At 40.6% G+C, this 12,707-nt stretch carries 12 protein-coding genes and 1 riboswitch; of the genes, 8 read left to right on the top strand and 4 right to left on the bottom strand.

The window, feature by feature from the left end; translation table 11 throughout:
- Positions 1 to 256 precede the first annotated feature (256 nt).
- The 5 genes from ABFV72_RS05160 (at position 257) to pnp (ending at position 4,764) form a co-directional block, all read left to right on the top strand.
- Complete coding sequence (locus tag ABFV72_RS05160) at positions 257 to 781, top strand: type 1 glutamine amidotransferase domain-containing protein (RefSeq protein WP_347162691.1); 525 nt, start codon at positions 257 to 259, stop codon at positions 779 to 781.
- A 97-nt stretch (positions 782 to 878) separates the two neighbouring features.
- Complete coding sequence (locus ABFV72_RS05155) at positions 879 to 1,040, top strand: hypothetical protein (protein WP_162799524.1); 162 nt, start codon at positions 879 to 881, stop codon at positions 1,038 to 1,040.
- A 113-nt stretch (positions 1,041 to 1,153) separates the two neighbouring features.
- The gene (locus ABFV72_RS05150; RefSeq protein ID WP_347162690.1) at positions 1,154 to 1,330 is read left to right on the top strand and encodes a hypothetical protein; all 177 of its coding nucleotides are present in this window, start codon (positions 1,154 to 1,156) and stop codon (positions 1,328 to 1,330) included.
- A 374-nt stretch (positions 1,331 to 1,704) separates the two neighbouring features.
- Positions 1,705 to 1,971: a 30S ribosomal protein S15 gene (gene rpsO, locus ABFV72_RS05145; RefSeq protein ID WP_045443035.1), complete on the top strand. Its 267-nt coding sequence runs from the start codon at positions 1,705 to 1,707 to the stop codon at positions 1,969 to 1,971.
- 690 nt (positions 1,972 to 2,661) lie between these two features.
- Complete coding sequence (pnp, locus tag ABFV72_RS05140) at positions 2,662 to 4,764, top strand: polyribonucleotide nucleotidyltransferase (protein WP_347162689.1); 2,103 nt, start codon at positions 2,662 to 2,664, stop codon at positions 4,762 to 4,764.
- 107 nt (positions 4,765 to 4,871) lie between these two features.
- On the opposite strand, the gene ABFV72_RS05135 is transcribed toward pnp, so the two are convergent.
- The 4 genes from ABFV72_RS05135 to ABFV72_RS05120 form a co-directional block, all read right to left on the bottom strand.
- Positions 4,872 to 5,447, bottom strand: a complete 576-nt coding sequence (locus ABFV72_RS05135) for a hypothetical protein (RefSeq protein ID WP_347162688.1) — start codon at positions 5,445 to 5,447, stop codon at positions 4,872 to 4,874.
- A gap of 34 nt (positions 5,448 to 5,481) precedes the next feature.
- Positions 5,482 to 6,030, bottom strand: coding sequence for a hypothetical protein (locus ABFV72_RS05130; RefSeq protein WP_347162687.1), 549 nt, complete (start codon positions 6,028 to 6,030; stop codon positions 5,482 to 5,484).
- A 142-nt stretch (positions 6,031 to 6,172) separates the two neighbouring features.
- A complete protein-coding gene (locus tag ABFV72_RS05125) occupies positions 6,173 to 6,430 on the bottom strand; it encodes a YheV family putative metal-binding protein (protein WP_347162686.1) in 258 nt (85 codons plus the stop codon).
- Positions 6,431 to 8,641: a M3 family metallopeptidase gene (locus tag ABFV72_RS05120; protein ID WP_347162685.1), complete on the bottom strand. Its 2,211-nt coding sequence runs from the start codon at positions 8,639 to 8,641 to the stop codon at positions 6,431 to 6,433.
- Positions 8,642 to 9,131: 490 nt separating this feature from the next.
- Between ABFV72_RS05120 and ABFV72_RS05115 the strand changes: the two genes are divergently transcribed.
- The 3 genes from ABFV72_RS05115 to ABFV72_RS05105 all read left to right on the top strand — a co-directional run bounded on the left by ABFV72_RS05115 (position 9,132) and on the right by ABFV72_RS05105 (position 12,658).
- A complete protein-coding gene (locus ABFV72_RS05115) occupies positions 9,132 to 10,244 on the top strand; it encodes a hypothetical protein (RefSeq protein ID WP_191114503.1) in 1,113 nt (370 codons plus the stop codon).
- A 612-nt stretch (positions 10,245 to 10,856) separates the two neighbouring features.
- Positions 10,857 to 10,970, top strand: a riboswitch (guanidine-I (ykkC/yxkD leader).
- Between the two features lie 45 nt (positions 10,971 to 11,015).
- The gene (locus ABFV72_RS05110) at positions 11,016 to 11,780 is read left to right on the top strand and encodes an urea amidolyase associated protein UAAP1 (RefSeq protein WP_347162684.1); all 765 of its coding nucleotides are present in this window, start codon (positions 11,016 to 11,018) and stop codon (positions 11,778 to 11,780) included.
- A gap of 176 nt (positions 11,781 to 11,956) precedes the next feature.
- The gene (locus ABFV72_RS05105; RefSeq protein ID WP_347162683.1) at positions 11,957 to 12,658 is read left to right on the top strand and encodes an urea amidolyase associated protein UAAP2; all 702 of its coding nucleotides are present in this window, start codon (positions 11,957 to 11,959) and stop codon (positions 12,656 to 12,658) included.
- Positions 12,659 to 12,707: the final 49 nt, after the last annotated feature.

Here is a 12,707-nt window from a genome sequence, read left to right as displayed (position 1 = left end):
TTTTTTTGTACTCTAGATTCATCAGATAGGAAATGCTGAGCTAAAAAATAAAATGGATAAATATTATAAGAATAAAAAATTGCTATAAAGTTAATAATTAAAAAATAGACAATTAAAAGAAAAAATTAATGCAGAAAGGACGCATTTGAATAAAAATAAAATAGTTCAAAGGAAAATGTACTACCAAATAATAATAAAACTAGCTAATAAAAAGATAATGGCTCACAAAAACTAATAGATAAGAAGAAGGAAAGTTATGAAAACGATCGCTTTTTTACTACATAACCACTTCGAACAAGCAGAGTACGAAGACGTCAATAATCAGCTAAAAGACAAAGGCTACAAAACACTTCTCATAACAACAAATGATAAAAAAGAAGTGCAAGCCATGCAGCAAGACGTAGATAAGAGTGATACTTTTACTGCTGATATCTTTGCAGAAGATGCCAACGTTTCTGAGTATGATGCATTGGTTTTACCAGGCGGTACTGTCAACGCAGATACTATTCGTGGCAACGAAAAGGCTCATCAAATTATCAATACTATTCATGAAGCAGGAAAGCCATTAGCTGTTATTTGTCATGCTCCTTGGGTTCTCATCAATACAGGTATTGCTAAAGGCAAAACACTTACCGCTTATCATACATTGCAACTAGATTTAGAAAATGCTGGAGCAAACTACGTAGATAAGACAGTACAAATAGATGGCAATCTTATTACTTCACGTAACCCAGACGATATACCCAATTTTGTTGATGCCATAGATAATGCATTATCCTAGAATTTTGATTTCTAAATAAACCAGTTCAATTAATTAAGTACTATTAAATTTCAATTCCGTATAACTAACATTTATAACCATAACTAAGGAAGATACTATGTCAAACTCTAATCCAAATGATACTAAGCTTGAGCAACAACGTTCTGATTCAGCAGAAGCAGCACTTAAAGGTCAAACTGAAGACAATCATAGTGAAAACAGCGAAGCAGCAGCAGAACGTATCGCAGCTAACTTAGAAAACGCGAAAGAAGATAAGTAGGTTTTTAATATGCCACCTGTAATAGGTGGCATTGATATGTTTATAGTTTGCACGTCTTATGATCGATGAGTGCAACGACAGTTAGTCCACAAAATAATAATTCAGGAGCTAATATGAGTAATTCACCGAACAATATGGACGAGCAAGAAAAAGAGATTGAAAAGCTTGCAGAAGAAATCAATCCACGTGAGCATACTGCCCCAGACAGTCTAGCTGAAGTAACTACTGCCGCGCCTCTTGAAGATGATGAACTAGGCGGCAATGCGACAGAGTCTGACGTTAACAAGTAGCCTAGGTAGGCTCTTAATAGTTATCTATTAGATACTAGTTACCAGAGACTAAAGGTAGCTTTACAAGTATTATGAAAAACTGCTGCTAGTTCAGCAGTTTTTTGTTATAATTACCCCCACATTTAAATTAGGTTTTGGATGATGTACTGTCATTAGCCCATTACTTTGATTAAGTAGTGCTATAGCTAAATGCAATGTACGATTCAAAACATGCTAAATGGTTGTTAACTGAGCTTGTCGTACACTAGGTCAACTCTAGTAATGCAGGGTTGTCCTGAATGGCGTACAGGTTATTTTATTTATTATTCTATTGCTTTAATACTGACTCAAATTGCAGCCTGTATTTAAAGTTTTTAGCATTGCCGGAGATATTTATGCTAACTAATACCGATCGTGAACAAATCATCGCTCAATACCAACGTGGCGAAAATGACACTGGTTCTCCAGAAGTTCAAGTAGCTTTGTTGAGTGCTCGTATCAATGATTTGCAGAACCACTTTAAAGCACACAAAGCTGACCATCATAGCCGTCGCGGTCTTATCCGTATGGTTAACACGCGTCGTAAACTGCTTGATTACTTAAAAGGTAAAGACCTTGGTCGTTACACTACTCTAATCAGCCAGTTAGGTCTACGTCGTTAATCTAACGACAATAGTACGAGTGAATGCTGAATTTTTTGCTAAATCGCTTGGAACTTGTTTGTTGTTATCGATAAAATAGATTTTTCTAAAAACGGTGTGGAATAGTTTCACGCCGTTTTTTTATGCTTATTCGTTTTAGATACTGTGCTCAAGTAGTAAGAGGTAGAACCCCTTCTCTAGAATAGCTAAGAGGAATATAGGTATAAACTGTACTAACCAAGCCTCAAATGCGGTATTTTCTGATGATAATTGCGCTACTGTGCAATTAATTGGTCAATGGCTATAAATCACTGTAAAATAATGCCTTGTGAGTTTGATAGCGCATCTGCTACAGATATGGCAATTACTGATGAAATATTCATTATTTGGCTTGGTAATCAGCGCAGATAGCTGATATTTGAAAACCTAGAAAATAGCCTGTAGGGTTTTTAGCATCGAAGTCTTTTGACTTAATGTCTTTTTGATAGTATTTATAGTAAAGCCAAAATTGCACGACCGAATATACATAATAGTACGATGTCTAACTCAGACAAATATATGAGACAACCAAGTAACGTTATTGGCATTGGTTGCGATGATTTCTAATAGAAAACATGTCAACTGATAGCCATATACACAGAATTTTAATGACAGATATCAGCTTTTTTTGATGCTGATATCAGTTTTGTCAGTCAACATTAGGAAGATTATATGACAATGTTCAACACCATTAAGCGTGAATTTCAATATGGCAACCAGCAGGTTGTTATCGAGACAGGCCGTATTGCCCGTCAAGCAAACTCTATTTTAGTACACATGGGTGGCTTAACCGTATTAGTTGCAGCAGTCGTAAAATCAGAAGCTAAAGAAGGTCAAAACTTCTTTCCGCTAACGGTTAATTATCAAGAAAAAATGTATGCAGCGGGTAAAATCCCAGGTGCTTACGGCAAACGTGAAGGCCGTGCGAGCGAATTTGAAACTTTAACTTCACGCTTGATTGACCGTCCGATTCGTCCGCTATTCCCAGAAGGCTATGTAAACGAAATCCAAATTACCGCAACAGTTGTATCATCAGATAAAACTCAGTCTGCAGATATCGCTGCACTAATCGGTGCTTCAGCAGCATTGGCTATTTCTGATGCACCATTTAATGGTCCTGTTGCTGCCGCTCGTGTTGGTTTCATTAATGGCGAATACGTTCTAAACCCAACGTCTGAGCAGCTTGAAACCAGTGATCTAGATTTGGTTGTGGCTGGTACTAAGTCTGCGGTATTAATGGTTGAATCTGAAGCGGCAGAGCTGTCAGAAGACCAGATGTTAGGTGCAGTATTGTACGGCCATCAGCAACAACAAATCGTTATTGATAACATTGCTTCAATGGCTGAAGAAATCGGTACTGCTAAGCAGCAATACTCTGCTCCTGAGCGTGACCAAGCCCTTACCAGCAGCATGAAAGAGCAGTTCGGCGAGCAAGTTGCTGACGCTTATACCATTACTGATAAGCAAGCACGTTACACGAAGCTTGATGAAATTAAGCAGTCAATTATTGATGCACTTGCTGGTGATGCTGAGTCAGAAACTTATGCTGATACCGTATCTGAGCTTAAAGAAATCTATAACGACCTTAAATATCGTACTGTTCGTGACAATATCTTGTCAGGTAAGCCGCGTATCGATGGTCGTGACCCTGAGACAGTTCGTGCGCTTGACGTACAAGTTGGTGTATTGCCATATACGCATGGTTCAGCATTGTTCACACGTGGTGAGACGCAGGCATTGGTTACTACCACACTTGGTAACAGCCGTGACGTCAACATGATTGACTCACTAGGTGGCACGATTCGTGACCATTTCATGCTGCATTACAACTTCCCGCATTTCTCAGTTGGTGAAACGGGCCGTGAAGGTATTCCAAAACGTCGTGAAATCGGCCATGGTCGTCTAGCACGCCGCGGTGTACAAGCGATGTTGCCAGATAGTGAGCGTTTCCCGTATGTGATTCGTGTGGTATCAGAAATCACTGAATCTAACGGTTCATCTTCTATGGCTTCTGTTTGTGGCGCAAGCTTGGCATTGATGGACGCAGGCGTACCATTAAAAGCACCAGTTGCTGGTATCGCGATGGGTCTGGTTAAAGAAGGCGATCGTTTTGCTGTATTGTCAGATATCTTAGGTGATGAAGATCATCTAGGTGATATGGACTTTAAAGTAGCCGGTTCTAAAAACGGTATCACTGCACTTCAGATGGATATCAAAATCGAAGGTATTACCCCTGACATCATGGAGCAAGCGCTTAAACAAGCCCATGCAGGTCGTATCCATATCCTAGAAGCAATGAACCAAGTATTGCCTGAGAGCCGTACTGAAATCAATGCTCATGCACCAAACTACGCGGTTATCGAAATCAACCCAGACAAGATTCGTGACGTTATCGGTAAAGGCGGCGCAACTATTCGTCAGCTAACGGAAGAAACTGGCGCAGTTATCGATATCGATGATGCTGGTACTATCCGTATCTTTGGTGAAAACAAAGCAGCGACCAAGGCAGCTATCGGTAAAATCGAAGCACTAACTGCTGAAGTTGAAGTTGGTAAAACTTATGAAGGTACCGTTGCTCGTATCGTCGACTTCGGTGCATTTGTAAATGTCTTGCCAAACACTGATGGCCTAGTACATATTTCACAAATCGCAGAAGAGCGCGTAGAGAATGTATCAGACTATCTAAAAGAAGGTCAGGTCGTTAAAGTACTCGTACAAGACGTTGATAACCGTGGTCGTATCAAACTAACTATGAAAGGTGTTGAGCAGAACTAATACTCAATATCTGATGTAGTTTAAGTAATAAAAAACCGCTTTGAAATGCTCGTTATGAGTATTCAGGGCGGTTTTTTTATGTGTCCAAAAAGATGATGACTGGCTAGCTAAAAGGCCATTTGTAACTCAATGCTTTTAGGCAGGTGTATATCGATACGAAGTTTTGGTAGGTCTTGTAAGTACTCAGTTAGTAATGGCAACGTATCAGCATGCCAGTCTAAAGGCAGGGTATCTACTGTAGTGCTTTCATTGGATACGATATCACGTGGTCTGCCTGAGATAAGTGGCCGCGCAAGCAATGCAACTCTGCGTATACCTTGGTAACGTATAAGCGGCATTATTTGCTGTTGCAAATCAATCAAAGCAGCAGTCAGCCAACGTGTGCGCGCTGGATGATAAGGATGGTTTGATATCACAAGGTTGGCAATGTAGTTTGGCTGATTCCCATTACTACTGATACCAAGTCCGACTTGCTCACGTGTGCGCTTATTAAGTAAGCAGCTACCAACGTTCAGACTACCATCGCGGCACGCACGATGATAGCGACTATAATTATCAGGAAATAGAGTTTTCGCTCGTGTGAGTACAGGATCTAAAACGACACCAGCATTGTTGACAGGTAAAATAAGCAACTGTGCATTGCTATTTAAAATAGAGGCATGTGTGAATTGCAAAATCGCCATCGTAAGCCTCTCAATAACCAAATCAAGTATACGGTTATTGAACCGTCGCTTTATTAGAGTCGTTTGCTTCTAACTGAGCAATTTGTTGTTCGAGTAGCGCAATTTGTTCTGCCTTCATATCAGTCAATTGCTTATTCATAGCCACTTGTTCCGCTGCTAACTTTTCTTGTTCGGCCAGTCGCTGACGCTCATCTTCTAAACGATCAATCTCTTCTTTAGCCAAGCTATCATTTTCTGGTAGAGGTGCATCTAATATAGCAGTAGGATTTGGTATCGCGTTATTGTCATTATTGGCTGCTTCAGAGTTTTCATCCATGAGCACACCGTCGTCAATCACAGAATCATCTGATACTTCTGAAGTGCTGTCTGTGACTGATTCTGTCTGTGATTGGTTAGTTACTGGTGCTGAAGTGGCATCATCTATAGGGAGTGTGGACTGAGTGCCAGACCTTCCTACAATAAGGTAGACAATGACGATAAGTAGCAATACTGAGATAAGTATTGCCAAAATTTTCTGACGTGATTTAGTCTGTTTTTTCTTAGAAGTGTGGGTTGATGAAGGCCGGATATTGTCTGGTTTCATGTTGTGATCAATTCATATCAAGAATATAAGTAGCCATACTATAGCAAACTCAAAATAAAAAGCCTATCTATTGATAGATAGGCTTAATAGACCATTAAACAATAAAGGATTTAATCTGTTTTCAGATATGAAAACTAAATAACTAAGACTTAAATTTTACAGTACCGCTGGTGCCAGTTGCCATCGCATCACGAGCTATCTGATCTTCTAAATGGTTCTTAGCACTAATGGCATCAGGGTCAGGGCGATGCTCTGTGTGTCCGCACTGAGTGCATTCAATATACTCATCTGGGGCAGGAGTCACGATATTGATTTGCACCACAGCGTCCATCTCCTGACATTTCGGACAACGTACCCCTGCTAAAAATCGGCGCTTGGGACTAGATGATTGATAACGCATTTAAATGACCTCGCGCGTCGTTTGAGTATTTGCCGCATCAATATTTTTAACATCAGTGAAACCATTATGACGTAGCAAGGCGTCGATACTGGCGCTACGACCGCGGAAGTTTTCAAAGTTGGTTTTCGCTGGGAAACTGCCACCAACAGATAAGATAGATTCACGGAACGCTTTACCTGTCGCTGGGTTGAAAATACCGTCTTCTTCAAACTTGCTAAACGCATCAGCTGATAGCAGTTCCGCCCATTTATATGAGTAATAGCCTGCAGCATAACCACCTGCGAAGATATGACTAAAACCATTAGCAAAGCGGTTATAGTCAGGTGTTTGCATAACGGAGATATCATTACGGACAGTATTGAGCGTCTCTAAAATGGCATCGTAACTAAGTGCTGGCGTATGAGCGTGAATGAGTAAGTCGAATAGGGCAAACTCAATCTGACGCAGCGTTTGCATGCCGCTTTGGAAATTTTTGACTGCTAGTAGTGCATCAAGTTTGTCTTTAGGCAATGGCTCACCAGTCTCAACGTGACTGCTGATAAGGGCGATGCCTTCAGCGTCCCAAGCCCAGTTTTCCATAAACTGACTAGGAAGCTCGACTGCATCCCACTCAACACCATTGACACCAGCGACATCACCCACCGTCACTTGGGTCAATAAATGATGCAAACCATGACCAAACTCGTGGAATAAGGTTAATACTTCATCATGAGTCAATAAACTAGGTTTGCCATCAAGTGTTGGCGTGAAATTTCCAACCATAAAGCAAACGGGCAGTTGCTGATGGTTTTGTTCTTCATAGCTATAGCGAGATTGGAAACCACTCATCCATGCACCGCCACGCTTACCGCTACGCACAAATAAGTCAAAGTAGAAGCCACCAAGCAAGCGATCATCAGCGTCGAATAATTGATAAAAACTCACATCGTCATGCCAGCGAGATACTGAATCACTTTCTGCATTTTTATGGCTTTGCTCTTGTACTTTGATACCGTATAGACGCTCAACGATAGTGAACAAGCCATTAACCACTTTAGGTAATGGGAAATATGGACGAATTTCCTCTTGCGATAAGCTGAACTCAATTTGTTTTACCTTTTCAGCGATGTAAGCGCTATCCCACGGTTGCAATTCATCAATGCCATAATCACTAGCGTATTTCTGTAGCTGTGCCAAATCCGCTTTGGCAGCAGGTGTTGCTTGCGTTGCTAAGTCACGTAAGAATGTCTCTACTTCTAAGACACTGTCTGCCATCTTAGTCGATAGGGATACTTCGGCATAATTTGCAAAACCAAGTAGCTTGGCTTTTTGCTCACGTAATAAGAGTATTTGACTCATATTGTCAGCATTATTTAATGAATTACCTTTTGCATTGGTATGCGTATCAAATTCAGAGGCACGTGTGACGTAAGCATGATAAAGCGTCTCACGTAGGCTACGATCGTCCGCATGAGTCATGATCGCTAGATATACAGGGATATTTAAACTGGCCACATAGTAAGGAGTAGGAAGTGCATCTATATCGGCTTGGCTAAGAGCACCGCTAGCAAGCTCACGCGCTTTGTATTGCTCGCCTGCATCTGCCAATAGTGCCAAACCGCCCTCTGTTAGACCCTTTAATTGGGAGTTTTCTAAAGGCAGGGCAAATGCTTGCGTCGCATCCAATATATTGTCCGAAAAGGTTGCAGACAGGGTTGATAACTCACTTTGGATAGCGGCAAATTTTTCTTGCTCAGCTTGAGGTAACGCAACGCCTGATAACTCAAAGCTACGTAATGCCAGTTCGATTGCACGTGCACGAGCAGGCTCTAACGTAGCAAAGAAATTTGTGTCATTGACGATAGCTTGATAGCGATTAAACAAAGGCTGATGCTGGCCCACTCGCGTACCGTAAGCAGATAGCTTTGGTAACAGTTCATGGTGAACATGACGAATCTCATCGTTACTCATCACGCTATTGAGATGCGACAAAATGCCCCAGCTACGATCTAATGCCAAATTGATATGGTCAAAGCTCATCACATCTGCCAAAGCTTGTTCAGCGCTTATTTCTTCAGCACTTGTTTTTTCAGCACTGTCGCTTTCTATCACGGTTAAAGTATCTAAAAAAGCATTGGCAGCATCAATAGCATCAATTACTTGGTTCTGTAATGTATGTGGCGCAGTGTCGGCAAAATCGACAAGGCGTAAATCTAAAGGAGAAGGTGTCATATAGGTATCCGATATCAATGAATTATTATTAATCAAAATGAGAAAAGTCTAGCTACTATTGAAATATACAGTGTGTTCTTATTTTATATATAGATTATATAAAAGATGGGTTCGTTTGGTAAAAATACAACCTAAGCATCTATATACGATTCAAGTGAGTAAAGTAGTGCTAGCAATCTGAAAGTAAATATCGAAATTCTGATACTTAGATTCCACTTCTCAAGATAATTATCTGAATATGTAGTTATGCTCGCTAAGGCAGTCCTTTAACAATATAGAGTGCTCTACTTACAAAGCGCTATCATTTGCTTGCAAATTCACCCTACAGGTAGTGGGGTATAGCTGTTAGCATCAAGATAATGGAATTTAAATATTATGCATCGACAGGATGCAAGAAAAACACGGACAGAAATTTCTATGCTCATAACAGTATATAAGTGAAGAAATACATAAAGTTAAAAATGAACGATAATAAAACAAGGAGCAATATATGAAAGCGACTCTTAAAAGTTTACGTGAAACTAAAGCTAACCCTGCAGTAAGTATCTTTGTTAAAACGCATCGTGAACATCCAGCTAACGAGCAAGATCCTATCGCTCTAAAAAACCAATTAAAGGTTGCCGAAGATCGTCTGACGAAAGAGTACGATAAACGCACAGCGACTACCATTCTAGATAATATCCAAAATAAAATCAGTGAGCTCAATCACAATTATAACCTTGATACATTAGCTATATTTGCTAGCACAGATGATGTGCAAGTTATCCGTATGCCAATTGATACGACAGAACGTGTTGTAATTTCAGATAGATTTGCTACGCGTGACTTGGTTCGTGATATGGCAAGTGCAGTTCATTATTATACGGTGGTCTTAACCCGTGACAATGCTCGTTTGATTGAAGCATCTAATGACCGCGTTGTGAGAGAGTTCGATAAAGATGACGATGCACAAAACAACATGGAGAACATTCAGTTCCCTGTCGAAAACAACGGACTATACACAACAGGTGACGGTGGCTCAGATCGTTCATCAAACAACGAAAGCAGTCACTTAAAAGAATTCTTTAACCAAGTTGATAAAAGTGTCCAAGAACTATGGGGTGAGCATAAAATGCCTCTTGTCATAGTTGGTGATGCAAAAAATATTGGCTACTACAAAGAAGTATGCGATCGTCCAGATAATATCATCGCTACAGTATCGAATGCCACCAATCTAGAGGATGGTAGTGCACAGCATATCGTTGATAGTGTGCAAGAAGCTGTAGAAGAGTATCGCACTTCACTACATAAAGCTGCATTGGGTGAAATCGATAAAGCTCGCGGTGCGAATATGTTGCAGACTGATTTGCAGGAAGTGTATCGCAGTGCTTTCCAAGGGGCTGGCGAGACGCTTTATGTACGCCGTGGTTATATACAATCCGCTAAGATTGATGAAAAGGCACAAACGTTAAGTCCTGCCAATGATGCGACTACAGAAGGCATCACAGACGATGCAATCGGCGAAATCATCGAACACGTCATTCATAATGGCGGCGAAGCTGTATTTATGCCACAAGACATCATGGGTGAAGATCAACCAATAGCACTAGTAACTCGATACTAATTTGACGATGACACCTATGCGCGATGTTCATTTATGAGTCAGCCATTTATGAATTAGCCATTGATAATACATAGGTGTAATATGGGAGCATTGGTTCAATACGAGCCAGTGCTCTTTTTAGTGTTCAATATCAGCAATTTTCAATATACGTTAAAGGCATTGGTTCACATTGAGCCAGTGCTTTTTTTATTTTTAGGGTTTAATTTATGAAAGATAAAGTTAAATATTAACGTGCTTTTAAAACGGTTCAGAATAGAGCGGTATTTATTATTATGGTGCACAATGCTCTACTATAGTGCGTTTTTTAATTTGTATATGAATCAGTCTATATTTCGTTTTAGTTGCTGCCACAAAACATGTTAGATATTTACTTTTGAAATGATATTAAACTCATTACTATTTAACCAATCCATATATATCAAGCTATAAGCGTACCTAGGAGCCTATTTATTTTGTAGAAATAGGATAGATATTATGAATTTTTTAGTGCGCTAACTTTACTTTGTACAAAGATTAAAAGGTAAGTCGATAGTGATAGAAAATGGATGGCATACCGTTTGCATGGTTAACAGTACACGGTTAACTACCGTATATTATTAATCTAAGAGCTAAAAAAATGCCGTCTAGGGTTCCGATATAGTAGAGGAAAGCTTTCTAAAACTATATGACTGGTCCGAGAGATGGCGGTTCGAAAGAACTACACGGAGGGATAAAAGCCCGGGAGACTCTAAGTGACACTGTTCACTTAAGCTCATAACTGTGGAGTTTTTTATGTCATCCGTTTCAATCACTACTTCCGATAGCTCGTATTCAGACCGTTTCACCGCGCCTCTACCAGGTGGCCATCATTGGTGTGGACGTGTCAATAAAAACACTGTATTAACGCTCAAATCACTGGCAGCCAATGCCAATGCTAGCCTATATGTGGTCAATGCTGATGAGAAGCTTGAACGCTTCAACATGCCAGATAGTCTAAAAGCACAACACACCTTATACCTATCTGAAGGTCACGTACTCTACTCCGATATGGGCCGAGTGCTGGCCTCTATTATAAGCGATGACCATGGCTGGAACGATGCTATTTGTGGCCCTAGCACCGCTGCTATGGTCAGCTCACAATATGGCAAAAAAACTTTCCAAGATGCTCGTAACGAGCGCTATCAAAACGGTCTTGACGGACTACTAACAGAGATGTCGAAGTTTGCGCTAAATGAGCGTGACCTGACGGCAACGGTCAACCTGTTTTCCAAAGTCACCCCCGATCTACAAGGGCGGCTGTCCTATATCGCTGCTGACAACACCCACCAATCAATCGCCCTACGGTTTGAGATGAATTGCTTAGTATTCATCTGTAACGCCCCGCACCCACTTGACCCATCAGACATCTATGATCTAGCTGACATTGAGCTAACCATTGGTCAGGCAGCCCCTATAGTACCAAAGGCAGAGCTTGATATTTGCCGTGACTCTTGCGCGCAAAACCAACGCGGGTTTGAGAATAATGCACGCTATTTCGGCGACTATACGAACGCCTAACGAAAGGCATTGTTTGATAGTCGAAAGTAGCTATTAAGTGCTTATCAATTAAGCGGCATTAAATACTAATCAAGTGGTTATTAATTTCTAATTTTTGACTGGTAAAACGACTCTATAGGTTCGCTCACACTATACCTACGTCCATAACCATTCATAGTAACTAAGAGAGCAGACTCATGACAATTAATGATGATACTAAAAATAAAGATAAAGCTATTCAAAATCCAGTGCCAACAACTTTAGAGTCAACCGATCTGAAGCACATCAAACTGCGTGAAATTTGTGCTGCTGGAGAGGGATGGATGGCAGAGGTCAAGAAAAACCAAACCTTGCGCATCATAGATACTGAAGGCAATCAGGCAGTCGATACCTTGTTTATCAGCTGCGCTGATACGGATGAACGTTATAGTGCCACAGATACGTTGGCACAAAATCAAAAGCTGTTTTTAGAGATGGGTAGTCAGCTATTCACTAATAGAGGGCAAGTCATTGCCACTATCACAGATGACACCTGCGGTCGTCATGATACGTTGGGCGGTGCATGCTCATGTGAGAGCAATACCGTGCGTTACGCTCACGATACCTATCCTATGCATAGCTGCCGAAATAATTTTATGCATACTCTAGCAACGCATCCAGTTGCGCAAAAATATGATCTAAACCTACGTCATGTCGGACCAAATATCAATTTCTTTATGAACGTGCCTATTACGCCTGACGGTAGTTTGGCGTTTGATGATGGTATCTCAGCCCCTGGTAAATACGTCGATATCACTGCTCAAATGGACATGATTGTCCTGATATCGAACTGTCCTCAGCTTAACAATCCCTGCAACGGTTATAACCCTACGCCTATTGAGCTAGTGATTTATGAGTAAGTAAGGGACTTTCTAACAAGAAGATACTGCCTATTAATGAGAATGCTGA

Source organism: Psychrobacter proteolyticus, assembly GCF_039762275.1.
GTDB lineage: Bacteria > Pseudomonadota > Gammaproteobacteria > Pseudomonadales > Moraxellaceae > Psychrobacter > Psychrobacter proteolyticus_C.
Note: the sequence above shows the minus strand (reverse complement) of the source record. Positions and strands in the feature narration are given on the sequence as shown.